The organism is Pseudomonas neuropathica (genome assembly GCF_051174785.1).
GTDB classification, from domain to species: Bacteria; Pseudomonadota; Gammaproteobacteria; order Pseudomonadales; family Pseudomonadaceae; genus Aquipseudomonas; species Aquipseudomonas neuropathica_A.
The window spans coordinates 5,898,073-5,923,410 of sequence record NZ_CP195111.1 but is presented as its reverse complement, the minus strand read 5'-3'; the positions used below and the strand labels follow the sequence as shown (position 1 = coordinate 5,923,410).

The window sequence follows — 25,338 nt, the reverse complement described above, 5'->3', positions numbered from 1 at the left end:
AAGCGCCTAACGCCCGTCGATCACCCGCCATCCCGGCGCGCAATCGCGATCTATACTCAATCAGTTTGATCATGACTCTGTCGACACCCGCACGCCTGACGGTGTGCCCGTGCCTTTCGCCAACCAGACTGACCCCAGCCAAATGAGTCGTGGCGCTAGCCAATGCGCGACGGACGATGCCTTATCCCTTTGTGGCTGCCGGGGCGTGGAGAAAACTATGAAACACAAGCTGTTGTCAGGCGTGCTTCTGGCGGTCGTGGCGACCGTGGTGGTGCCTAATGTCTGGGCGGCGCAGCCGCAGGCGTTGGCGTCCGATGGATCGGATCATGTGGGTGCCGGAGCGGTTGCTTCGGATGGTGCTGATCATGTGGGTGCAGGCGCAGTGGCTTCCGACGGCGCTGATCACGTCGGTGCAGGCGCGGTGGCTTCTGATGGTGCTGATCATGTTGGTGCGGGGGCCGTAGCTTCTGATGGCGCTGATCATGTCGGTGCAGGCGCAGTCGCCTCTGATGGTGCCGATCATGTCGGTGCAGGCGCAGTCGCCTCTGATGGCGCCGATCATGTTGGTGCTGGCGCAGTCGCCTCTGATGGCGCCGATCATGTTGGTGCTGGCGCAGTCGCCTCTGATGGCGCCGATCATGTTGGTGCTGGCGCAGTCGCCTCTGATGGCGCCGATCATGTTGGTGCTGGCGCAGTCGCCTCTGATGGCGCCGATCATGTTGGTGCTGGCGCAGTCGCCTCTGACGGCGCCGATCATGTTGGTGCTGGCGCAGTCGCCTCTGATGGCGCCGATCATGTTGGTGCAGGTGCGCTGGCTTCTGATGGCGCCGATCGTACCGGCGTCAACCGGGTTGCCTATTCGCGTGTCGGCGTTGGTTCTGATCGCGTTGCCTCAGCATTGATGACTGGCAGCTATTCCGACCAGTTCAACAGTCCACAATAATCCTCCTTCGGCACAACAGGCGGTTTTAGCGAGCTGCCTGTTGAGCGCCGCACTAGCACATTTGTGCTAATCGACCGCCCTGCCACCTGGCGTTATATTCCCCCGCAACCCCCGATGTTCCTCAACGTTGCCTGTTCGCAGCGTGCGGGATCGTTGTGCCTGGAAATCAGAACAACACCAAGGAAGACACACCATGAAACTCCATACAAACCTCTGCAAGATCGCCGTGGTCGGCGCGATGCTACTCGGCGTGGCCGGCTGCCAGACCGTCAAACCCACTGAAGCGAGCATGAAAGAACGCGCGCAAACGGTGATCGGTAAACCGGTGTCGAAAATCGACAACATCCGCAACGACAGCACCCTCACCTATTACACCGCGTACACCCCGGCCGGGGAATACAACTGTGAATTGCCCAGCGGCGTAATTATCGCCGTGGCGAGCATGGGCATGATGTCGCCGCCGCTGTCGTGCCTGCCGAAAGGCGCTTCGCCAATCCCGCTGCAATAACTTCTCCGCCCGGTAAAGGACTCCGTTTACTCATGAAAATCTTGATCGCGACACTCACCCTCAGCGCCCTTTTCCTGACTGGCTGCGCCACACCAAAACAATGGGAAGCCACTGGTGGCAGCAAAAACGATGGCGTCGTCCAGGTCTCCTATGAACTGGGCCAATTCGAAAGCGGCCAGACCAGCGCCGAACAAGGCCTGACCGTCGCCGCCCAACGCTGCAAGACCTGGGGCTACAAAAACGCCGAGGTCACCGGCTCCGAGAAAAACATCTGCCGCACCATGGGGCAGTACAACTGCCTGCAAACCACCATCACCCAGGATTACCTGTGCAAACGCTAGACGCTTGACCCTGTAGGAGCTGCCGAGTGCAACGAGGCTGCGATCTTTTGATCTTGCTCTTCTCATCAACATAAAAAGATCGCAGCGTGCCGCAGCGCCTACAGACCCATGGACATCTACAAGGCATTTTCGGTGGGTTCGGGCTGGCGATCGCGCAGGGCTCGCAAGGTCGCGCGCAGTTCGGCCGGGCGCACCGGTTTGGACAAAATGGCAATCTGGCGGTCGTGCAACGCCGCCTGGATTCTTTCGACGTCATGCCCGGTGATGATCATCGCCGGCACCGCCCTGCCCCTTTGCCTGCGCACATGATCGATGCATTCGATCCCGGTAGCGTGGGTACCAAGGTCATAGTCAGCGACGATGATGTCGCAGTCGGTAACCAGATCCACAGCGGTCACCTCCGCCTGTACCACACAGCCCCAGCGCTCCAGCAACGCTGACGTCGCCAACAGCACATTGCGGTCGTCCTCCACCAGACACACTTTCAGCCCGGTCAGCAAACCGGCCTGTCGCGCGTCATCGCGGGTGACTGTTAACGAGGGCGGTGCGGCGATCGGCAATCCGCACAAGGTCACCGCCGTTCCGCGCCCAAGCTGCGAACGCAAAGCAACCCCGACACCGATCAACTCACCCAGACGCTTGACGATCGACAGCCCCAGCCCTACGCCTTCGACGTCTTTGTCACGGACTTGCCGCACCCGATAAAACTCCTCGAAGACCTTGGCCAGATGCTCTTCGGCGATACCGTTGCCGCGGTCACAAATCACCATGGCCAGCCCAGCTCCGCGCCGACGCACGCCGATCAAAACCGGCCGATGCGCACCGTATTTGAAGCAGTTGGAAAGCACGTTCTGCACCATGGTCGCGAGCAAGGCCGGATCGCTGCGCACCCAATAGTCACAGGGACGCAAGCGCAGCTCCACGCCCGCCCAACGTGCCGCTTCGGCGTTCTGACCAATCAGCTCTGCCAGCCATTCACCCAGATTGAAGGTTTGCAGTTTGGGCAGTACTCGCCCGTTGTCGAGGGTGTACAGATCGAGTATCGAGCGGAACAGCTGCGAGACGTTGAGCAACGAACGGTCGATGTTGTCGACCAGGCGTCGCTCCTCGTCGCCCAGGCGCGACTCCCGCAGACACGCAGTAAACAGACCGATGGAGTGAATCGGCTGGCGCAGATCATGACTGGCCTGGGCAAGAAAGCGCGACTTTTCCAGATTCGCCGCGACCGCCTCCTCAGAGGCCTTGCGCGTGCGCTCCAGCAACAAATGCGCATAAAACGGAATCACCGTGCTGGTGATCATCAGCATCAACACCATGAACGGTTGCGCCTGCCACACCGGTGTCAGCCGATAGACACACAGCAGCGACAGCAACGCCAGCGCCGTGGCAATCGCCAGATACCGCGAGCCATAGCGCATGCCGTTGCCAAGGTTGACCCAGACGATCACCGCGTACAGCGGCAACGCCGCCTCACCACCGACCACCAGCCCAAAGCAGGTGCCGGTGTAGTCGTGGATCATGGCGAAGATCCGCCGCGCCGGGTAATGCCCGGGCCAACGCACAATCGCTTGGCGCAGCACAATCGAGGCCAGCAGAAACAGGCCGATGTAAGTGACCACGGGCAAATAGGTATCGAAGCGCTGTCCTGGCAAAAAACCGAGGACGAGCATGTAAACCACGGCAATCGCGGCGATGATAATGCGCAGATTGGCCTGGTCCAGTTCGGTGTTTTTCTCGAACTTCACGGGAAACGTCCTTGTGCGGTATTCGTCAGATTCAGAAGCAGCCTACAGGCAACATTTGCACCCGGTGTTAAGGTGCAAGCCTTGAGTAACGCCTGACCCAGGGAGGGTCATGCCATGACATGCCGAATTATCATAGCCGACGATCACCCGCTGTTTCGCGAGGCAATGCTGCGCACGGTGCAGCGTCTGCTCCCCGCAGCCGTCATCGACGAAGCCGGCGACCTCGACACGGTGCTGACGCTGCTACTCTCGGGTGAAGAGCCCGACACGCTGATGCTTGATCTGCGTTTCCCCGGATTGACCTGCGTCAGCCAGCTCGCCGGGCTGCGCCAGCGCTTGCCGCGGACCACGCTGATCGTGGTGTCGATGGTGGATGATAAGGCGTTGATCAGCGAAGTCATGGCCGTCGGCGTTGACGGCTTTATCGGCAAGAACATCGCCCCGGACGAAATCGGTCAGGCGATTCTGGCGATTCGTGAAGGTGAGGTGCTGGTGAAGTTCGCGCCGTCAGGCCTGCTGCCGCTGGAAACCGGCACCGCCCTCACGCCCCGTCAGCAAGACGTGCTGCGCTTGATCGCCCAAGGCAAGACCAACAAGGAAATCGCCCGTGAACTGGATATTTCACCGTTTACGGTGCGGATTCATGTGTCCTCGTTGTTGCGCACGTTGAACGTGCCTTCACGGGCAGCTGCCGCCGTGAAATACACGGGAACTGTGTAGGAGCTGCCGCAGACTGCGATCGTTTGAGTTTGTATTCAAAAGATCGCAGTTGCGGCAGCTCCTACATGGGATGTCGGGTTACGGATCGACTTGCGCCATCAGCTCCGGCACAGATTCCGGGCGTTTCGCATAACGCTGGGCCAGCACCGCACACACCATCAATTGAATCTGATGGAACAGCATCAACGGCAGGATCAGCACGCCAATCGTGCTGCCGGCAAACAACACCTGTGCCATCGGCACACCAGTGGCCAGACTCTTTTTCGAGCCGCAGAACAAAATGGTGATGCGGTCTTCCTGGCTGAAGCCAAAGGCTTTGCCCAACAGCGTCGACGCCAGCAGTACCAGCGCCAGCAGGATGCAGCAGACCACTACCAGCCCGAGTAATTCGAACAGCGGAATCTGATGCCAGATGCCTTCGTTGACCGCCTCACTGAACGCGCCGTAAACCACCAACAGAATCGACCCCTGATCAACGAACTTCAGCCAGTTCTTGTTGCGCCCGACCCACGCGCCGATCCAGCGCCGGGCGATCTGCCCGGCAATGAATGGCAGCAGTAATTGCACGCTGATTTTCAGGATCGCATCAAGGGTTGAGCCGCCGTCACCGTGCACGTTGAGCAACAACGTCACCAACAGCGGCGTGAGAAAAATCCCGAACAGGCTCGATGCCGCCGCGCTGCAAATGGCCGCCGGAATATTGCCCCGCGCCAGCGAGGTGAAGGCAATTGCCGACTGCACCGTGGCCGGCAGCGCACACAGGTAGAGCATGCCCATGTACAGCTTGTCGCCGATCAGTGGTGACAGCAGCGGTTTCAGCGCCAGGCCCAGTAACGGGAAAAGGACAAACGTCAGGCCGAACACCAGCAAGTGCAGGCGCCAGTGACCGGCACCGGCGATGATCGATTCGCGGGACAGTTTGGCGCCGTGCAGGAAAAACAGCAGCGCGATGGCGATGTTGGTCAGCCAGCCGAACCCGACGGCGACCTGGCCGCTGGCCGGCAGGAAACTGGCCAGCAGCACAACGCCAATCAGCGTCAGAGTGAAGTTGTCAGGCAAAAAACGTGGGCGAGTCATGGTCGGTTCATCCGGGGGTTGCCAGGGCGTGCCGACGACTCTAACGTGGCTGCGGATTACCGACTAACGCCGAAGGGCCACGAGATGCCGCCTAAAGGACATGACAAAAGCGTGCGTCGCAGCATTCCCGGGCTACCCAGCCTGCCGCGCCCACTCTACGGGCGCACCGAATCGCTGCCCAATCGCGCCCTGACCCGGCGCCACAGCCACCCGTGGGTGCAGTTGTCCTACGCGATTCAGGGTGTGCTGGAAATCCAGACCAGCGCCGGCCGCTTTGTCGCCCCGCCGGAGCGCGCCGTGTGGATTCCAGCGGGCGTGCCGCATCGGGTATTCAGCTCGCCGCACACGGAAATGCGCAGCCTGTACATCGATTGCAGCGTTGCCGGGTGGGCGCTCGAGCGCTGTCATGTGCTCGGTGTCAGCGATCTGCTCAGGGAACTGATCCGCGCGTTCAGTCAGGTTCCGGTGGAGTACGACCAGAGCGGCCCGCATGGACGCCTCGCCCAAGTGATCCTCGATCAACTGGCCGAGGCGCCGCAGATCGACCTGATGCTGCCGCTGCCGCAAGACCCCCGCTTGAAGCAGATCTACCAGAGCCTTGAACAACACCCGGAACAGCAGACCACGCTGAGCCACTGGAGCGAGAAGTTCGGCGTCACCGAAAAGACCCTCACGCGCCTGTTTCTGCGCGACACTGGCCTGACCTTCCGCGCCTGGCGCCAGCGCTTGCGCCTGCTCGGCGCGCTGACACCGCTGGAAAAAGGTGAGCGCGTCACCGATGTTGCGCTGGCCTGTGGTTACGACTCGACGTCAGCTTTTATTGCGGCGTTTCGCCAACAGTTCGGGGAAACGCCGGGTGAGTTTTTTCGCTGATCAGCGATCCGCCAGTTCTTCCAGCAAATCCGCCGACGGCACGAAATACAGGCTGCCGGTAACCGCCGTGCTGAAATCCAGCAACTTGTCATAGTTACCCGGCGGCTTGCCGACAAACATGTTTTCCAGCATTTGTTCCATCGGCTCGGGCGAGCGCGCGTAACCGATGAAGAACGTGCCGAACTCCCCTGCCCCCGGCCGGCCGAAAGGCATGTTGTCTCGGAGGATCTTCACTTCCTCGCCGGCTGCGTTGGTGATGGTGGTCAGAGCGCTGTGCGAGTTGCTCGGTTTGACCGCGTCATCCAGTTCGATATCGGACAGCTTCGTGCGACCGATGACACGCTCCTGAGCTTCAACGCTCAAGCCGTTCCACGCGGTCATGTTGTGCAGGTATTTCTGCACCAGCACGTAACTGCCGCCGCTGAAGCCCGGGTCTTCGTCACCGACAATAGTGAAGTTGACCGCTTTGCGCCCGACCGGGTTTTCCGTGCCGTCGACGAAACCGATGATGCTGCGCATATCGAAATAGCGGAAACCCTGTACTTCGTCGACCACGGTCACCGCATCGCCGAGAACCGCCATGATTTGCGTGGCCAGTTCAAAACACAGGTCCATTTGATCGGCGCGAATGTGCAGCAGCAGATCACCGGGCGTTGCCGGAGCGTGCCGCCCTTCCCCGCCAAATTCGCGAAAACCGTGCAGCGACGCCGGGCGGGGATTGCCAAACAGACGATCCCAGGCGTTCGAGGAAAAACCGCAGATGCACGTCAGATTGCCTGTCGGTACGCGCTTGCCAACCGAACGCACCAGCCCGGCAACATCGCCGCACCAGTCTTTGACGGTTTGCGCGGCTTCAGCCCCGGCATTCAGCGTCGCGACGATGAAAATCGCGCTGCTGGTGATCGGACTGCACACCGCTTGAGGTTCGAGAATGTCGGTATTCATCGTTGAAAACATTGCTCCGTAAAAAGTGCCCGAGCTGTTAACGAGGGCGGATAGTTCGTTTTTATCGAACTGTTGCGCAGAAATAAACGATTTTTCTTTGCCGCAAAACCGTCGCTAGCATGGCCTCGTCTGACCCCAATTTAGAATAGACAGGGAGCGTGACATGCCTGCCACAAACATCAATATCGGCGAACCGTGGATGTGGGGCGCCTTCATCGTCTTCGTGCTGGCCATGCTTGCATTGGACCTGTTTGTATTCGGTGGGCGCAAGGCGCATCGGGTGTCAGTGCGCGAAGCCTTGTCCTGGGTCATCGCCTGGTGCTTGCTGGCACTGAGTTTCGCCGCCCTGCTCTGGTGGTATTTGCACGGCGCGTTCGGCGCTGACATTGCCCGGCAGAAAACCTTCGAATTCCTCACCGGTTATCTGATCGAGCAGTCACTGTCGATCGACAACATGTTCGTCTTTGTGATGATCTTCAGCTACTTCGCCGTGCCACCCGAGTTGCAGCGCCGAGTGCTGTTGTACGGCGTGCTCGGGGCGACCGTGATGCGCGCGGTGATGATTTTTGCCGGGGTGTGGCTGGTGTCGCAGTTCGAATGGCTGCTGTATGCGTTCGGCGTGTTCCTGATCTTCACCGGGATCAAGATGCTGGTGTTTGCCGACCACCAGCCGGATCTGGACAAGAATCCACTGCTGCGCTGGGTGCGCGGGCATATGCGCATCACCAGCAGCTTTCATGGCGAACGCTTTTTCGTCCTGCAGAACGGCGTGCGCTGGGCAACCCCGATGTTTCTGGTGCTGGTGCTGATCGAGGCCAGTGACCTGATGTTCGCGGTCGACAGCATCCCGGCGATCTTTGCGGTGACGACTGATCCGTTCATTGTGTTCACTTCGAACATCTTCGCGATCATGGGATTGCGCGCGTTGTATTTCCTGCTGGCGGACATGGCCGACCGCTTTCATTTGCTCAAGTATGGGCTGGCGATTGTGCTGGTGTTTATCGGCGGCAAAATGGTGTTGATGCCGTGGTTGCACATGCCGGTGGAGTGGTCGCTGGCGGTAGTGGGTGGGGTCATCCTGAGTTCGGTTTTGCTGAGTCTGGTGACCACCAGAGAGAGCGAACGCAGCACTGAATGACACCGCACAAAACCCTGTGGGAGCGAGCCTGCTCGCGAAGGCGTCGGACCAGTCAACATCGAAGTTGAATGACACTCCCCTTTCGCGAGCAGGCTCGCTCCCACATTTGGATTGCGGTGGTGGTTACTTATCGGACTTGATGCTGGTCCACACCCGTGTCCGCACACGCTCAAGCTTCTGCGGCAATGGCTGCACGACGTAGAGGTTTTTCAGTGCTTCAGGTGTTGGCGTCAGGTTCGGGTTGCCGGTGATTTCCTTGTTGATCAGCGCCAACGAGTCCTTGTTCGCATTCGGGTAACCGAGGAAGTCACTGATCGGTGCGATGACTTTCGGGTCGAGCAGGTTGTTGAGGAACTCATGCGCTTCCTCGACGTTTTTCGCGCTCTTCGGAATCGCGAAGGTGTCGAACCAGATCGGCGCGCCTTCCTTCGGCAAGCGCCAGTCGACCACTACGCCGTTTTTCGCCTCTTTGGCGCGATTGCCGAACTGGTAGAAGCTGCCGGAGTAACCGATGGCCACGCAGATGTCACCGTTGGCGATGTCGGTCATGTATTTGGCCGAGTTGAAATAGGTCACATACGGGCGAACCTTGAGCATCAACTCCTTGGCCTTTTCATAATCGCCGGGGTTCTGGCTGTTCGGATCGAGGCCCAGGTAATGCAGGGCCAGCGGCAGGATTTCCGTCGGCGAATCAAGCATCGCTACACCGCAGGATTTGAGCTTTTCCATGTTCTCCGGTTTGAACACCAGATCCCAGCTGTCCACCGGCGCGTTGTCGCCCAGTGCCGCTTTGACTTTGGCCGGGTTGAAGCCGATCAACACGGTGCCGACCATGTAGGGGACGCCGTACTGGTTGCCCGGATCGTTCTTGCCCAGCAGTTTCAACAGCTCCGGATCCTGGTGGCTCCAGTTCGGCAGTTTCGATTTATCCAGCTTCTGAAACACGCCAGCCTTGATCTGCGTTTCGAGGAACTGGTTCGACGGCACCACCAGGTCGTAGCCGGAGTTGCCGGTCAGCAGTTTGGCTTCCAGTGATTCGTTGGTGTCGAAGGTATCCCAGGTCACTTTGATGCCGCTTTTTGCGGCGAAATCCTTGGGCACGGACGGCAGGATGTAATCCGCCCAGTTGTACACGCGCAGTTCGCGTTGCTCAGCCTGAACGGCGCCGGCCAACAGCGACAGCCCACACACAGTGGCACCCAGAATGCGTTTCATCGTGACCATGGTTATTCCCCAAAAGGCAGCGTGAGTTCGATGGTTTTTATGTTCTGTACACGGCAGCGGCTGTAAAGGTAGCCAAGGGTAAAAAAAGGTTCAGCGTCTGGTTATGGTTTTGATTCTTGCTGACAGCGTAGACGGATCACAGTGGGGGATGGGCCAAAAGGGGATCGATGTGGCCAATTTGAATGACCGCCGGGATGCGGAAACAACAATGCCCGGCGAATGACCGGGCATTGTGCTGAAGCGGATCGGTTCAGTCGGTGTAACCCAACCGCGCCGCCCTGCTCTGCTGAGTCTGGCCGCGTGTCGCCAGGCAGTAATACAACGGCACGGTGACCACCAGGCCGACCAGCCAGGACAAGTCCGCGCCCTCAACCAGATTGGCATAAGGCCCGACGTACAGCGAAGTATTGGCAAATGGCAGTTGCACAATGATGCCGATGAAGTAGGCAATGATTGCGTGCAGGTTGAAGCGCCCGTAAACCCCGCCATCGGCGCGGAAGATCGAGGTGATGTCGTAGCAGCCGCGCTTGATCAGGTAGAAGTCGATCAGGTTGATCGACGCCCACGGCACCAGCACCAACAGCAGTGCCAGAATCAAACCGATGAACTCGGAAATGAAATCCGCCGACGCACCCAGTGCCACCACGCAGCAACCGGCCAGCACCACGCTCGAGAGCACGACGCGCACCTTGATGCTTGGTGTCCATTGGCTGGCAAATGTCTGGATCGAGGTGATGATCGACAGCACCGCGCCATACAGATTCAGCGCGTTGTGGCTGATGATATTGAGCAGGAACAGCACCATCAGAATCGGCCCCAGCCAACCGGTCGACTGCTTGACCGCGACCATCGCCTCAGTGCCTTCCGGGGTCGCCAGCACGGCGACCGCGCCAAAGCTGAACGACAGAATCGTGCCCAGCGTCGCGCCCAGATAGGTCGCCCAGAACGGCTTGGCAATGCCAATGTCCGCCGGAAGGTAACGCGAATAATCGGACACGTACGGCGAAAAGCTGATCTGCCAGATAATCCCCAGCGACACCGTCGCCAGCCAGCCGGACAGGTTGAAGCTGCCGCGAGTGAGAAAGTCCGCCGGCAAGTCATGGGCAAAGATATAAATGAACCCGGCCAGCAACGCGCTGCCCATCACCCAGGTACCGATGCGGTTCAGCGTGTGAATGAAGTTGTAGCCGATCACCCCGATCGCCGTGGCCGCCAGCGCACCGATCAGAATGCTCAGCGATGCCGGCACCGATGGCGCAATGCCGACGATGGATTTGCCGGCGAGCACGATGTTGGAAATGAAGAAACCGATGTAGATCAGCGCGGCGAAGAACACGATCAACAGCGCGCCATAACGCCCGAACTGGCCGCGACTCTGGACCATTTGCGGAATGCCCATGCGCGGGCCTTGCGCCGAGGCCAGCGCGATCACCACGCCGCCGATCATGTGCCCGAGCGCAATCGCCAGCAGCCCCCAGAGCAAATCGAGATGGAACACCTGAACCACCATGGCGCCGGTGACGATGGGCAGTGGCGCAATGTTGGTGCTGAACCAAAGGGTGAATAGGTCGCGGGCCTTCCCGTGGCGTTCCGCGAGTGGGACGTAGTCGACCGTATGGTTCTCGATCAACGGATCTTGCCGGGACATCTGGGACATATGCATGAACTCGAGTTTGTCTGTTCTTATCGTTGTATGAAGCCAAACCGGGGGGACTCTCTGGCCGCCCCTCAGATGCAGACCATATTATGGTATTCCAAACAATTCACAAGACTGATCCGTAGTTTACGACGCCAGCTGATACGCCATCCTCGCTGAAACCGTGGTCTGCAGACCACCCGAAAGCCCCGTAAATGCTGAGTTTCCGACGAACGCGGCACGTTTATCGGTTCAGCTTAAAAGCTCTTGCAAAGATTGAATACTGGTATACCATCAGACCAACAAACACATAAAAACAGCAGCACCACACCCGAGGACCGACCAATGATCGATGCCGCCATCTACAAACAAGTCATGGGCTCGTTCCCGTCCGGCGTAACTGTTATCACCACCCTGGACGATGACGGGCAGATCGTCGGCCTGACTGCCAGCGCGTTCAGCTCGCTGTCGATGGACCCGGCGCTGGTGCTGTTCTGCCCCAACTACAGCTCCGATTCCTACCCGGTGCTGATCAAGAACAAGCGCTTTGCCATCCACGTTCTGTCCGGCGGCCAGCAAAGCGAAGCCTACGCCTTCGCCCGCAAAGGCAAGGACAAGGCGCAAGGCATCGAGTGGACCTTGAGCGAACTGGGTAACCCGATCCTGGCCAACGCGACAGCTATCATCGAATGTGAGCTGTGGCGCGAATACGAAGGCGGCGACCACGCCATCATGGTCGGCGCGGTGAAGAACCTGATCGTCCCCGAGCAAATCGCCGGGCCGCTGGTGTACTGCCACGGCAAGATGGGCGCCCTGCCAGTCCTGGCCTGATCAAAACCTCCAGCCCTATGCAAATCAAATGTGGGAGCGAGCCTGCTCGCGAAAGCAGTGTTACAAGCGACGCAGCAAGCGACTGACACAGTGCGATCGCGAACCGCTCACTCCCGCCGATTTTTGTAGCCTCAACAACAAAAGATCCGAGGAAGCGTCATGAAATTTTCCCTGTTCATCCACATGGAACGCTGGGACGAAAGCGTCAGCCACCGCCAACTGTTCGAAGACCTCACCGAACTGACCCTGATGGCCGAAGCCGGCGGTTTCAGCACCGTGTGGATCGGCGAACACCACGCCATGGAATACACCATCTCGCCAAGCCCGATGCCACTGCTCGCCTACCTCGCCGCCAAGACCACCACCATCCACCTCGGCGCCGGCACTATCATCGCGCCGTTCTGGCACCCGTTGCGCGTCGCCGGTGAATGCGCGTTGCTCGACGTCATCAGCAACGGTCGCATGGAAGTCGGCCTGGCGCGTGGCGCTTATCAGGTTGAATTCGATCGCATGGCCGGCGGCATGCCTGCCTCCAGCGGTGGCCAGGCCTTGCGCGAAATGGTCCCGGTGGTCCGCGCCCTGTGGCAAGGCGACTACGCCCACGACGGCGACATCTGGAAATTCCCCACCTCCACCAGCGTGCCGAAACCGATCCAACAGCCGAACCCGCCAATGTGGATCGCCGCCCGCGACCCCGACTCGCACAACTTCGCCGTGGCCAACGGCTGCAATGTGATGGTTACGCCGCTGATGAAGGGCGACGAAGAAGTTCTCGATTTGAAGAACAAATTCCAGACCGCGCTGGATAACAACCCCGACGTGCCACGCCCGCAATTGATGGTGCTGCGTCACACCCACGTGCACACCGCTGATGACCCGGACGGTTGGAAAATTGGCGCAAAAGCGATCTCACGTTTCTATCGCACCTTCGATGCGTGGTTCGGCAACAAGCAAACCCCGGTCAATGGTTTCCTCGCGCCGAGCCCGGAAGAGAAGTTTGCTGGGCGTCCGGAGTTTGAACTGGAGAGCCTGCACAAGACGGCGATGATTGGTACGCCGGAAGAGATCATTCCGCGGATCAAGTACTACCAGGAACTGGGCGTGGATGAGTTCAGTTTCTGGTGTGACAACAGCTTGCCGCATGAGGAGAAGAAGAAATCGCTGGAGCTGTTTATCAAGCATGTGGTGCCGGCGTTTCGGTGAGATTTCTTCTGACGTCTCACTCATGAAAACGCCCGAATCTCTTCGGGCGTTTTTATTTTGGGTCCGTTCGGCAGAAGATAATTTTCAGCCATTGAGCCACGCCTACATTCCCCCCCGCCTAAAAATACTCATTAAAGGCATCAATGATTTTATCCAGAACCTCATGATTACCTTTCAAACTTTTAAACTCTTCGGAACTGATCAAATTACAGCGAAGGCATTCAGAGAACTCCCTATGGCTGCTACCAGCTGAATTCAAAGCTATTACGCCATATTCTTCGCACGCACTTTCAAATGCCAACCAATCACCATCCAGATTACCTATAACCATCGGATAATCGACAGTCCCTTTGAAAAAATCTCGAAAGCCTGCACTTAAATTCCCAATATCTTCCTCAACGTCCTGCCCATCTAAAAGGTAGCAGGCGCCACTATGCGGGTTACCAAACAGGAAAAATACTTTCGCTGAAAAGACCTGATAATTCAGGCAGCACAGTTCATTCAAAACATCAGCAAAGCTTAATAGCGGCCTTTCAAAAAAATAATATTCAAGCCCAACGTCGCTGAACACCATCGCGGGCAGATCTTTTTTAAAATCAATACGACTGGATAGCATTTTCGCTATCTGAATTGACTCCTCAGTATCAATTTTTGACAGGCCCATTTACTTACCCTTGAATCGGATTTTGACGATCGTTTTTTTAATTCCTGCTATATCCAATGATGCGGAAGGTTCTTTCGTCGACGTCGATTCCGGATAAAACCTGTAGGTTCTATCCCCCTTGGTCAGAATTGAAATTTTTCCGTCCTGCGAAAACGTCCTATCGTAACCATTGGCTTCCAGCATTTTTATCGCCTCTGCAGGAGAAGTGAAAGCATCGATTTGGCCTGAGCTATTTCGTGTCCATTTTGGCACGAACTCCACAGCAGTCGAAGAAGCTGGACTTCTTCCGATCAAAAGGATCCCTGCTGCCATCTGCAACTCAGTCATTAACGTCGCCCGCTCATGCAACGTCAATGGCTGTCCTGCCTGCTGATCCAACCAACTGGTATCTTTTGCCCACTGGTCTGCCAGCGCCATTTCGCCTGGTGTCAACCAACCTTCCGCCAGATTTTTTGCGAAGGCCATCTGTTTATCAGAGGTAAACAATGCCCCCCAACCATCGACGCCTTGCGATGGAACAGCTACCGCACCAGGATTGCCCGTAAGCAGGCCAGACATGTCGTACGCAACGTTCCTGCGAAGGAAATTCAGCAGATCCTTGGCGACCGGAGTATCCAGCGACACGGCACTGCTTTGGATCGCGTCAACACAAGCGCGACTTTTGCAATCATTGATCGCCATTGAACGTTTTGCCGACAGATCCTCGTATTTGGTGATGATGTCGCGGATCGTTTGCGCACTGCACCCGGCAGTTGATCGGCAGCCTTCAAGCTCTTTCAGTAACCGTTCTGCGGAGGGATGGTCCAGGTTGTTGTATTGCGTTGCGTTGGCTGTAACCGCAGCGGCAGCCGATGCATCGCCCCCAGTGATAGCAGCGGTCAGTACGCCAACCAACTGCGAGGCTGCCAGTAATTTGTTTATTCCTTGCTGATAAACCGCACTGTTCTTGTCAACGCCTACCGGCAACAATTTGTCAGCCAAAAAATCAACCAACGCCTCATTCGCACCCGCTGCAATCGCACCGGTGCGGAAATCGCCGCCCATCGCTTCGGCCATCAAGCCACCCAGCGCGGCATGCATCACGACTTTGGTGACTTTGCCTTGGTCGAATACGGTGATGTCACCAATTTTGTTGGCCGCTACTGCGCCACCGATGGCAACGACTGAGCCAAGCGCTGAAGAAACTAGGTTGTCCTGGAGACTCCCGCCCATGACTGCCGTTTTCGCCAAGGCATCAAATGTCGCCTTCATAGCCACACTTTGGACACTGTCCAGATCGAAGTGCAGATCTGTGGGGTTATACCCGAACTTCGAGGCAATACCTGCCGTGATTGCAGCAAAAACGTAACTCTTGAAACTCTCCGAAGAGATCACATCTTTGAAGGTCTCGCCCAAGTTTCCCTTGTTGTTGATTGCACTGGTGGCTGCCTGCCCTACCGCGGCAGAAAACGCCGCCGTGGCTGCCGCCGATGCAGCCGCGGCAATGGTTGCAGCCGTGGATGCGGAAGCACCTGCAGCGATTGCCGCAGACGAAGCCGCTTGACCTGCAGTAGCCCCTATCGTCGCGGCTGTTCCTGTTCCTGCTGTCAGTACAGAAACAATGATGACCACCGCCAGCATCGCCGCCGGCCCCATTCCGGAGTTGCTGTATTTGAACGACTCGTGGGTTTCCTTGACCATGCGCCAGTCAACATCACCGCGCTTCTCGGCTTCTTTCAACCAGGCCAGCCCCGGGTCTGCTTTGACCATTGCGTCGATTGTTTGACTGACCGACTTCTGGTTGATATCGCGCAGATCGATATTCAAGCCGTCAATGGCACTGATCACCAGATTGCCATTTGCGGTGAGTTCAGTCTGGCGCAACGTTTCATCAGTATTACCTCGGCCCTTGGAAGAACTCCATACCGAGCTTGAGCTGCTCTTTTCGTGACTCTCCTGATGCAGATCCTTGACGCCTTCGAAGGTGACTGAGCCGCCACTGGTAATGGTCAGGTCATTGCCACTCTTCAGTTTCGCGGCCTGATAGTGTTGATCGCCATTACTCACCAATACCATGTCACCACCCGAGGTGATCACACTGCCAATGTTATTGACCTTGGTCACCTCATCACGCTTGGTTTTACTGGAACCAAAAGAGCCCTTTTTCTTCTTGTCGTACAGAGAGTAATCAGAGTCCTGAGCCGCGAGAATATTCAGGTTGTTACCCGCTACCAGATACGCCTCGTCGCCCGCCGTGACCCGGCTGGAAACAACGGTCAGATCTTCGCCAGAACTAAGCGCCACACTGCCGCCCGCCGTCACACCTGACATGACCTGGCTGACATGATCCTCCTGAACCGTAAGCTTCTTGCTCTTGGACAAAGAGTGCTGTTCGTCCGCCGCAGAACTGATGATCAGGTTTTCGGCTGCGCTCATCGAAACATCACGTTTCGCATCGATCTGGCTGGCGATCACCGCCAGGTCGCGACCGGCCTGTGCTGTAAGGTCGCGACCGGCATTGACAGTCGCACCCAACTGAGTCGTGTCACTACTGTTGTGTTTGCTGTCGTGAAACACGCTGTTATTGACTTGTGTCGCTGCGATACTGAGATCGCGCTCGGCATCAAGATCCATGTCTCGACCGCTTTGCAGCACACCACCGGAGATATTTATATCGCGGCCGGACATGATGCTCAGGTCATTGGTGGCTTCGATACGTGCAGCGGTATCAGCAAAGTCGTGATGCTGGGTACCGAAACGCGTGCTGCTGTCGGACGAGGTAATGGTTCGCTCGTTGATGACATCCCCGTTGAGAGTGTTCAGCGACACGTCACGCCCGGTGATGATGCCCCCGGACTTATTGATAATGTCGTTGGTCGCCAACAGATCCAGACGGTTACCCGCCTCGATCGAACCACTATTGACCAGATCCTTGCCCGCCGTCGCCGACAGATTATTCGTCGCCTTCAACGTCCCGACGTTATCCAGGTTCTCACCGGCAATCAGCGTCACATCGTTACCGGCAATCAACGCCCCGGTCGGGCCCAAACGGCCATTGGCCTGCGCCAGATACACCACCGGCACCAGCACTTTTTCGCCATTCACTTCGTGCTCTTCGAGCCAGACGATGTCGTGGGTCAGTGCCGCGACTTGCTGCGAGGTGAGACCGACGCCGACGGACAGGTTGAGTGCGTCCTTGCTGGCGATGGCGTTGTTCATCAGGTACTTGAACATGCCCTCGTTGGAGGTCTGGCCGTCGAGGAAAGCCTGACCGGTGCGTGCGGTGACGGCTTGCTGGATCAGGCGTTGCTCGTAGAGACCGTCACCGAGGCGCTTGGCGCTCTGGTCGGGGTCGTAGCCGAGCTTATCCAGCAAGTAGTCGGAGCTCATGAACGACTTGAGGTCGGTGAGCACCGGGTTGGTTTCGATCAGGTATTTGTGCGCGTTGGACGGTGCCCGGGTGTCCGGCAAGCCGGTGACACGGGTGATCGGACGGCTGTCGATCAACTCCTTGGCATCGTTTCCTCGGTCTTTCATGCCTGGGCCAGCGGAGCTATCCGGCACCTTTACATCGACGGAACTGGCGACGGCCTTAACTACGCTTGGGGTACGGTGGAAGGTGTCGACTGCGCGAGTGCTGTCGGAGACAGCTGCCGGGGCATCGATAAACAAATTGCGCGGGCCGCCGCTGGTCGCGGCTACCAGATGGTCCTGCGCGTTCACCGCTTCAGTGCCGACAGTCCAAGTCGGCGCCGGCCCGGTATTGCCGGACGCTGCTGCGTTGCTCGTGCCCTGCCCGCTCAGACGGAACAGTCCGTTTTCCCCGGTTGGCAGGGAGAAGCCCGGCAAGCTCAGCGGATTGACTTGTTGCTGGGCGAGGTCGGGTGGTAGCTGGCTGTTGATGCGGATAACGGCCGTTGCGCTGCCTCCGAGCTTGGTATCGGCAACTTTATTGGTGCCGCCGCTGGAGCCGTAATCCTCATGGATCACGCTGTTTTCAACTTCCCGGGTAGCCGTGATCGAGACGTTGCCGCCCGCCTGGATGACCGCATTGCGACCGGTGACGGTGCTGGTGTTGCCAGTACTGTCGACGGCGAGTTCAGTGGTCTTGGTCGGTGTGAGTTGGGCCAGTTGGTCCGGTAGCGCTACCAGATTGTTCGGGTCATAAAGCGAGGGCGTTGATGTTTCAAAGCCATTGCTCAACCCGGACAGTGCCCGGCCATATTTGCGATCGCTGACGATTTCGCCCGTTTCGGCATCCTTCAGTGACACGATTTTGAAGGTTTCGCCGTCTCGTCCACCTTCTCGCTTGGTGCTCGAATAAGCGATCGCTTTGCGGATCTGGCTTTCTGGATCGAGGTAATACACATACGGGAAATCAGGGTTGTTGCGCTGGTTGTAAGGCATCACGACACCGGCGAAAAACCGTCCGGTGCCACCATCGGTCAAATCCATCGAGTAGTAGCGCGTGACTTCAATAGTCCCGGTTTTAGCGCCAATATTCTTGAGGCTATCGGCGTTGATCGTAATGTTGCCACTCGCCGCCACGGTGCTTTTGCTATTGAGAAAGGTCCCGCCCTGGAAAACGAAATCCTTGCCGACGTTAAGGACGGCAGACGGGCTGGTATCGCTGTCAGTGCTTTGATAGGTCTCGCGGGCAGCCAGGAACACGCTGTAGTTGTCCCCGACGCAATCGCCGCAGCTGCCGGCGATAAAGCCCGATATCAGCTTGCGATCAGCCGACATTACCGGACCTTCGCTACGGTTTTCGAACACATCGGCGTTGAGATTGAAACCGCCACCACTCTCCATCGAACCGGAGATGTTGTAGACCGCAGCGGCTCGTGGAACGCCGCCGTATCCGCCGATCGCAATGTTGCCCAGACCGTAGATATCACCGTGCTGGTTGGTCAGCGTGCTGACGCCGAGGGTCATGTTGTTGCCGCTGAAAATCAGCCCGCGATCGTTGAGCAACGAGGGCGTGTTGATGATGAGGTTCTGCGCCGCCCCCAGGGTGCCGTAGTTGGCAACACTGCCCGCGTTGATCGTCAGGTCTTCACTGGAGGTCATGCGCCCGGCGTTGCTGAGCTGCCCGCCGATATTGACGGTCGACGTGGCACCCACCGCGAAGCTGCCGCCCGCCGCAACGTTCATCTGCGCGACGGAAAGGTAAGCGACGCGCTGACTGGTCAAGCGGCCGCTGCCGGCGTAGGTTCCGCCGATTTGCATATCGAGGATGCCATCACTGGCGATCAAGCCATCGTTGGTCCAGTTGCCGCCACGGATCTGCAAGGAATCGGAAGCCAGCAATTTGCCGCTGGCGGTCTGGCTGAATTGGCCGACGTTGACGTTCAGGCGACCGGCCTGAATGACGTTGGAGTTGCTCCAACTGTCGGCATTGAGTTCCAGCAACCCGCCGGTGACGATGCTGCCGCCAGCGCCGATGACATTGACGGTGGAGATGTCGAACTTGCCGCGCCCGACGTGGTTGAGTTGCCCGCCGGCATTGAGCAGACCGCCGACGGCCAGGGTCATGTCGACGTTGGCGGTTTCCAGCACGCCGTTGCGGTTGTCGAGCAAACCGCCGATCTGGAACAGGGTTTTGCCGGTGTTGCCCAGCGAACGCAGACGACCGTTCTGGTTGTCGACGCTGGCGGCTTTTACGCTCAATTGGGTATCGCTTTCAATGACGCCCGTGCCGTTACGCAACGCGCCGCTGAGACCGAAATCGATGCGGTTGGCAGCGATCTGCCCGCCAGCATTTTCCAGACTTGTGCCGGTGACGCCCAGCAGTCCTTTCGAGTACAGCACTCCACTGCTGTTATCCAGCGCCGCCGTGGTAATGCTGTTGTCGGCCGACTGCGCGGAAATGCGCCCGCCGTTGTTGTTGAGGCCAGCCAATGCAGTAAGCGTCAGGCTCTGCGCCTGAATGATGCCGCCCTGGCGATTGTTGTTCAGGTCGAAGCCGTTGCGCAGCACGCCAACGGTGCGTGCTTCCAGTGCGCCTTTGATACTGGACAGCGTGCCGCCACGGTTATCGATGTTGGCCGCTGTGACCAAGACATTGCCGTTTTGCGCGATGACCTTGCCGCTCTGGTTGTCGAATTCACCGCTGACTTCAAGGGTCAACGCGCCTTCGCTCTGGATCGAACCTTTACCGTTGCGCAGGCTGGCTGCGTTCAGTTGCACGCCGGCCTTCTGGCTGTAGATCAGACCGTCGGCGCTGTTGTTGACGGCGCCCGTTGCGGTGATCTGCAATTGGTCGTTCGCCGCGACGGTGCCCTTGTTGCTGTTGTCCAGAGAATCGGTGTGCGCTTCCAGTGTTTTCTGGCTGGCGATCTGGCCGTTCTGGTTGCGCAGATCGGTCACGCCTTTAATCAACATCGCGCCGCTGCTCGCCAGTTTGCCGGCGTTGTTGTTCAGCTCTCCGCTCAGGTTGAGGGTGATCGCGGCGTTGCTGGCGATCTGGCCGCCGTTGTTGTCCAGACGAGTGGCCGTGGCCGTGAAGGCCTGTTCGGCATTGATTGAGCCGCCAGCATTGGTGAATGCCGTGCTGACGAGATCCAGCGCCGCGCCACTGAAAATCAGGCCTTGGCTGTTGTTGAGTGCGCCGCCCAGTGTCAGGATTTGCCCTGCGCCACTGCTCAGATTGCCCTTGTTGCTGTTATCGAGGCTACCTGCCTTGACGTTCAGATGGCCTTGAGCGACGACGGCTCCGGCCTGGCTGTTAAGCAGCGCATTGTTGAGGTCGACCGAGACATCGGCGAACTTGCTGGAGAGCGTGCCGCTGTTGCGGTTGTCCAGGCTGTCGGCGTTGACGGTGAGTCCTTGCCAACCGGAGATCAGGCCCTTCTGGTTGACTAGCTCGGTGCCACGCAACAGCAGTTTTTCACCGCTGATGATTTTGCCGGAGCTGTTGTTCACGGCTCGGGCAATCAGCTCGAAACCGAGGTTGCTGGAAATCTCGCCGCTCTGGTTGTTCACCTCACGCAGACGTTTGAGCGTCAATGGCCCTTGAGCCGTGAGCACGCCGCGCTGGTTGTCGAGATCACCATTAGCCAGATCGAGAGTGACGGCTTTGTCACCCACCAGGCGTCCGCCGTTCTGGGTCAAAGACGTCAGGTTCAGATCGATGTCACCGCTGGCGGATACTTCGCCGCCGTCGCTGGAGTCCAGTCCGCTGGCGTTCAGCGTCAGTTTGCCCTGGCTGTTGATCAAACCACTGTCGCGGTTGTTCAAATCGGCACTGGTGATCTCAAGGGTTTGCGCCGCACTGATCAGCCCATGGCCGTCATTGCGCAGCAGCCCGTCCACGGTCAGGCCGAGGTCGCCCCGGCTGACCAGGTTGCCGCTGCTGTTGTTCAGGCTTGCGGCATGCGCGTCGATGGTGGCTGCGCCGATCATGCCTTTGACGTTATCGAGGGCAGCCGCGATGCGCAGGGTCAGGCCTTGATTGCTCAGGAGCTTGCCGTTGCTGTTGTCGAGGCTTTGCGCGGTCAGGGTCAGCGCTTCGGCGCTGGAAATTGTGCCGCCCTGATTGTTGACGCCGTTCAGTTGCTTGAGTAGCAGCGTGCCCGGCGCGTTGATCAATCCACCGATGTTGTTCAACTGGCCGTGGTTCAGGTCCAGGCTCAGTTGCGTGTTGCTGAACAGTTTGCCGCCCTGTTGATCGAGCCCGCTGACCGAAGCCGTCAGCGCGTTCTGACTGCCGATACTGCCATCGCCACTGTTGGTGACCTGGCCGGCAGTGAGGTTCAGGGTGTCAGCGCTGGTCAGTCGACCATTGCTGTTATCAAAGGCGCCGGTGGTGACCGTGACCGCACCTTTACCGCTGAGCGTACCCTTTTGACGGTTGTCGAGGCTGGCACTGTCGAGGACGAGCGCGCCATCGGTAACCACTTGCCCGCCTTGGTTGTCGACTCTGCCGCGGCTGTCCAGCTTCAGATCCGCCGCGCTGGACAGGCTGCCACCGGCATTGGTCACTTGTGCAGTGTTGACCGTCAGCGTGCCTTCGCTGCTGACTTTACCCGAGGTGTTATCAAAGGCGCCGGTGAGGTTCAACAGCATGCCTTGCTGACTGAGCAATTGGCCGCCATTGTTATCCAGCGAGCGCCCCTGCAGATTGAACTGCGAGCCCGCATCGAGCAGACCTTTAGTGCGGTTTAGCACTTCGTCGACGGTCAGCGTCAGGGCCTTGCCGGTGAAGATTTTTCCGCCGTCGCTGTTATCGAGCTTGCCACCCGTAACGCGCAAATCGCCCTTGCTGCTGATCTCGCCGCCACGGTTGTCCAGGTCAGCGACGGTCAGGGTCATGTCTTGGCTTGATCCCAGCAGACCGTTCTGCCGGTTATCGAGTTGATCGGCCTCCAGTTTGAGGACGCCGATGGCGATCAACTGACCCTTCTGGTTGTTGACGGTTTTTGCCTGCACGCTGGCATCGGCCTTGCCGGTGATATTGCCTTCACGATTGTCCACACTATCAGCGTTGACGGTCAGTTGACCGTCGGCGATGACAGTACCGAGCTGGTTATCCAGGGTCTTGTCGGTGGTAAGCAACAACTCGCCGCGACTGCTGATCAAGCCTTCGTGGTTGTCGAGACTACCGCTGTGGCTGTCCAGCGTGGTGCCGGAAATGACGCCTTTGAGGTTGTTCAATGCCGCCGCAATGCGCAACGTCAGGCCCTGCTGGCTGAGCAATTTGCCGTTGCTGTTGTCGAGGTCGTGCGCGGCGAGCGTGAAGGCTTGCTGGCTGGAGATCTCCCCGCCCTGGTTGCTCACGCCGTTGAGGTTTTTCAACAGCAGCGTGCCGGGCGCATTGATCAAGCCGCTCTGGTTGTTCAACTGGCCGTGATTCAGATCGAGGGTCAGATCAGTCTTGCTGAACAGCTCACCGCCCTGCTGATCCAGCCCGGTGAGCGAAACGTCCAGCGCTTGCTGGCTGGCGATGCGTCCAGCGGCGTTGTTGACCTGCCCTGCCTTGAGCGTCAGCGCCGCGCCGCTGGTGAGTTTGCCACCCTGGCTGTTGTCGAATCCGCCGGTCTCGACCCGGCTGTTGCCTTGGCCGTAGATCACGCCTTTGCGGCTGTTATCAAGACTGCCGCTGTTGAGGGTCAGTGCGCTGTCGGTGTTGATCGAGCCGGCCTGATTGAGCAACGCGCCAGTGCTGATCAGTTTCAGGTTGCCAGCACTGCCGAGGCTGCCGTTGCTGTTGTCGATGCGAGCAGCCTTGACGGTCAGTGTGCCGTCACTGCTGATCGCGCCGAGCGAATTGGTCAGCGCGTCATCAAGGGTAATCACCAGACCGTTGCGGCTGCTGAGATTGCCGCCGCTGTTGTCCAGCGTGGTGCCGGTCACTGTTATCGCGCCTTGGGTGGCGGCGATCAAACCTTTGCTCTGGTTGATCAGCTTACCGACGCTCAGGCCAATGTTGCTGCCGGAGAGGATTTTGCCGCCGTCACCGTTATCCAGACGCAGGCCTTTGACGTTCATCAGCAAGCTACTGGAGATTTCGCCACTGCGATTGTCGACGTCGTCTACCGAGAGTGTCAGCGCTTTTGTCGTGCCGACAAGGCCACCGTTGCGGTTGTCGAGTGTCTTGCCAGTCAGGCTCAGATTGCCTTGGGCAACCAGCGCGCCGCCCTGTTGTTGCAGCAAGCCGATGGTTGCCAGCAGGTCGCTCTGACTGGCAATCCGTCCGGCCGCGTTTTGAATTTCGGCAGCGGTCAGGTTGACCGGGCCGACCGCACTGACAAGACCACCGCTGTTATCCAGACGAGTGCCAACATAGGTCAGGTCTTGTTTGCCGCTGATCACGCCTTTTTCGCGGTTATCCAGTTGCGCGATATTCAGGGTCAACTGCTGGTCGGCCTGAATCACCCCGCCCCGGTTGTCGACCATGTCGCCGCGCAAGGCCAGCGTGCTGTTGCCAATGACTTTGCCTGCGCTGTTCAGCAGCGTGCTGGCCTGCAGATCAATCGCGCCTTTGGCCGAGATGGCACCCTTGTTGCGGTTGTCGAGTGTGCCGCTGATGCGTGCAGTCAGGCTGCCATCGCTGACCAGCGCCCCGGCCTCGCGGTTATCCAGACTGGCTGCTTTCAGAAACACTGTGCGTGCCGAACCGAGAACACCGTCACGGTTGTCCAGCACACCGCTGAGATCGATATTCAGGCCCAGGTCACCGAGAATCTCCCCGCTGCGGTTATCGAGCATGCCGCCGGTGACGGCGATATTCTGCCCGCTGAGCGTACCGCTCTGGTTGTTCAGGGTTTGCGCGGTGTTGACCGTCAGGTTGCGGCTGGCGGTGAGCGTTTTGCCGGTGTTATCGAGGTTTTGCGCGGTGAGGCTCAGATCACCGTTGGCGTTGCGACTCCCATCGGCGTTGACGCCGGCTTCAATGGCACCGGCGTTGGTCAGTTGGCCGCCGGCGCTGAGGGTGAGGCTGTCGCGGGCCGCGAGGGTCTGGCGGTTGCTCAGATTGCCTTGGGTCTGCACGTTGAGCGCGGTGCCGGCGTAAACCGGGCCGCGTGCATCAAGGCTCGCGGCTTTGACGTTGACCGCGCCGGTGGCCGAGGTATCGGCCAGACTCAGTTGGCCGTTGGCATCGAGCTGAATATCACCGCCACTGGCAATCAACTTGCCGTCGAGTTTCACCCCGACCCCGGCCTCGGTGCCGACCAGTTTGATCGCCCCAGCGTACATGCCGCCCAGCGCCGAAGAATCGATCGCCAGTTGCGGCTTGCTGCTGCCGTCATCAGCCCGCGCCGTGGCATTAAGGGTTTGTGCGTTGACGTCATTGCGCCCAGCAACGATGGTCAGGTTCTGCGCCTGAAGTTGCGCGTTGATCTTTGCGCTGCGGGTGATGATTTCGAAACGGTCGACGTTGGTGGCGTTGAGGCCTGCACCTTCGATGGCCACCGAACCCTGATCGACTTGAAAGCGATCCAGCCGACCGTTATCGAGCACCGGTTTGCCGGTGGTCAATGTCACCCGTGGCGAGTTGATGAAACCGCAACCGTTGCAGGTAATGCCATACGGGTTGGCGACGATGACCCGCGCCGACTGCCCCGCCACTTCCGTGTAGCCGCGCAACTGACTCGGGTTGCCACTGATGACTTCGTTGAGAATCGCCTGCGCCGAACCGCTGTTCTTCAGGTTCGGGTTGTCGATGATATGCCCGCCCAGCTGGGTGAGATTATTCTGCGTCGAACCGTTGTTGAGAATCAGCCCCTGCGCACCGACGTTGTAATCGTGGAACTGGTTGTGCGACAGGCCGCTGGCATTGGGCGTGGCGATGTTGATGATCGGCACGCCATTGCCGGCGCGATCCAGCGAGGTATTCGGGTTGGCCACCACAATGCCGTCGGCCTGCGCCCACATCGGTTGCCAGAACATGACGTTGGCCAAGAGAAACGCCAGCCCGCGCTTGGGCATACCCAAAAAACGTTCACGGTCTTTCACGACCGCAGAAGGTTGGAACGCGAGAGAGGCAAACTGGCGAACGTCCATGTCGAT

Annotated in this window: 16 protein-coding genes and 1 pseudogene; 10 read left to right on the top strand and 7 right to left on the bottom strand. The window is 58.6% G+C overall.

What is annotated here, in order from left to right:
* Window positions 1-314 precede the first annotated feature (314 nt).
* From ACRRSD_RS26745 to yecR, 4 genes are all read left to right on the top strand, one after another.
* Window positions 315-464 (top strand): hypothetical protein, encoded by a 150-nt coding sequence (locus tag ACRRSD_RS26745; RefSeq protein WP_435036284.1) that lies wholly within the window; start codon window positions 315-317, stop codon window positions 462-464.
* Window positions 465-470: 6 nt separating this feature from the next.
* The gene (locus ACRRSD_RS26740; protein ID WP_435036283.1) at window positions 471-902 is read left to right on the top strand and encodes a hypothetical protein; all 432 of its coding nucleotides are present in this window, start codon (window positions 471-473) and stop codon (window positions 900-902) included.
* 234 nt (window positions 903-1,136) lie between these two features.
* Window positions 1,137-1,451, top strand: a complete 315-nt coding sequence (locus ACRRSD_RS26735; RefSeq protein ID WP_016987092.1) for a hypothetical protein — start codon at window positions 1,137-1,139, stop codon at window positions 1,449-1,451.
* Between the two features lie 32 nt (window positions 1,452-1,483).
* Window positions 1,484-1,792, top strand: a complete 309-nt coding sequence (gene yecR / locus ACRRSD_RS26730) for a YecR family lipoprotein (protein ID WP_016987091.1) — start codon at window positions 1,484-1,486, stop codon at window positions 1,790-1,792.
* A gap of 116 nt (window positions 1,793-1,908) precedes the next feature.
* Here the strand turns inward: yecR and ACRRSD_RS26725 are convergent, their stop codons facing one another.
* Entirely contained in the window at window positions 1,909-3,537 is a 1,629-nt protein-coding gene (locus ACRRSD_RS26725) for an ATP-binding response regulator (protein WP_435036282.1), read from the bottom strand.
* A gap of 114 nt (window positions 3,538-3,651) precedes the next feature.
* Between ACRRSD_RS26725 and ACRRSD_RS26720 the strand changes: the two genes are divergently transcribed.
* A complete protein-coding gene (locus tag ACRRSD_RS26720) occupies window positions 3,652-4,257 on the top strand; it encodes a LuxR C-terminal-related transcriptional regulator (RefSeq protein WP_435036281.1) in 606 nt (201 codons plus the stop codon).
* A 78-nt stretch (window positions 4,258-4,335) separates the two neighbouring features.
* On the opposite strand, the gene ACRRSD_RS26715 is transcribed toward ACRRSD_RS26720, so the two are convergent.
* Window positions 4,336-5,334 (bottom strand): bile acid:sodium symporter family protein, encoded by a 999-nt coding sequence (locus tag ACRRSD_RS26715; RefSeq protein ID WP_435036280.1) that lies wholly within the window; start codon window positions 5,332-5,334, stop codon window positions 4,336-4,338.
* A gap of 84 nt (window positions 5,335-5,418) precedes the next feature.
* Between ACRRSD_RS26715 and ACRRSD_RS26710 the strand changes: the two genes are divergently transcribed.
* On the top strand, window positions 5,419-6,207 hold the full coding sequence (locus ACRRSD_RS26710; RefSeq protein WP_435036279.1) for an AraC family transcriptional regulator: 789 nt from the start codon (window positions 5,419-5,421) through the stop codon (window positions 6,205-6,207).
* On the opposite strand, the gene ACRRSD_RS26705 is transcribed toward ACRRSD_RS26710, so the two are convergent.
* Window positions 6,208-7,152, bottom strand: coding sequence for a Dyp-type peroxidase (locus tag ACRRSD_RS26705; protein WP_435036278.1), 945 nt, complete (start codon window positions 7,150-7,152; stop codon window positions 6,208-6,210).
* 163 nt (window positions 7,153-7,315) lie between these two features.
* On the opposite strand from ACRRSD_RS26705, the gene ACRRSD_RS26700 reads away from it, so the two are divergent.
* Both ACRRSD_RS26700 and ACRRSD_RS26695 read left to right on the top strand, forming a co-directional pair.
* A complete protein-coding gene (locus tag ACRRSD_RS26700; RefSeq protein WP_435036277.1) occupies window positions 7,316-8,290 on the top strand; it encodes a TerC family protein in 975 nt (324 codons plus the stop codon).
* Window positions 8,283-8,390: pseudogene (locus tag ACRRSD_RS26695) on the top strand (metal ABC transporter ATP-binding protein); the annotation flags it as partial. The gene ACRRSD_RS26700 and the pseudogene ACRRSD_RS26695, both read left to right, overlap by 8 nt.
* Window positions 8,391-8,413: 23 nt before the next feature.
* On the opposite strand, the gene ACRRSD_RS26690 reads toward ACRRSD_RS26695, so the two are convergent.
* Window positions 8,414-9,514 carry a polyamine ABC transporter substrate-binding protein gene (locus ACRRSD_RS26690; RefSeq protein WP_435036276.1) on the bottom strand — a complete coding sequence of 367 codons (1,101 nt, stop codon included), beginning with the start codon at window positions 9,512-9,514 and terminating at the stop codon, window positions 8,414-8,416.
* A gap of 250 nt (window positions 9,515-9,764) precedes the next feature.
* Window positions 9,765-11,171 (bottom strand): purine-cytosine permease family protein, encoded by a 1,407-nt coding sequence (locus ACRRSD_RS26685; protein ID WP_435036275.1) that lies wholly within the window; start codon window positions 11,169-11,171, stop codon window positions 9,765-9,767.
* Between the two features lie 324 nt (window positions 11,172-11,495).
* Between ACRRSD_RS26685 and ACRRSD_RS26680 the strand changes: the two genes are divergently transcribed.
* Complete coding sequence (locus tag ACRRSD_RS26680) at window positions 11,496-11,981, top strand: flavin reductase family protein (protein WP_016987069.1); 486 nt, start codon at window positions 11,496-11,498, stop codon at window positions 11,979-11,981.
* A gap of 159 nt (window positions 11,982-12,140) precedes the next feature.
* Window positions 12,141-13,184, top strand: coding sequence for an LLM class flavin-dependent oxidoreductase (locus ACRRSD_RS26675; RefSeq protein ID WP_435036274.1), 1,044 nt, complete (start codon window positions 12,141-12,143; stop codon window positions 13,182-13,184).
* A 118-nt stretch (window positions 13,185-13,302) separates the two neighbouring features.
* Here ACRRSD_RS26675 and ACRRSD_RS26670 read toward each other — a convergent pair whose 3' ends face one another.
* Together ACRRSD_RS26670 and ACRRSD_RS26665 are read right to left on the bottom strand one after the other, a co-directional pair.
* Window positions 13,303-13,848, bottom strand: coding sequence for a hypothetical protein (locus ACRRSD_RS26670; RefSeq protein ID WP_435036273.1), 546 nt, complete (start codon window positions 13,846-13,848; stop codon window positions 13,303-13,305).
* The gene (locus ACRRSD_RS26665; protein WP_435036272.1) at window positions 13,849-25,332 is read right to left on the bottom strand and encodes a filamentous hemagglutinin N-terminal domain-containing protein; all 11,484 of its coding nucleotides are present in this window, start codon (window positions 25,330-25,332) and stop codon (window positions 13,849-13,851) included.
* Window positions 25,333-25,338: the final 6 nt, after the last annotated feature.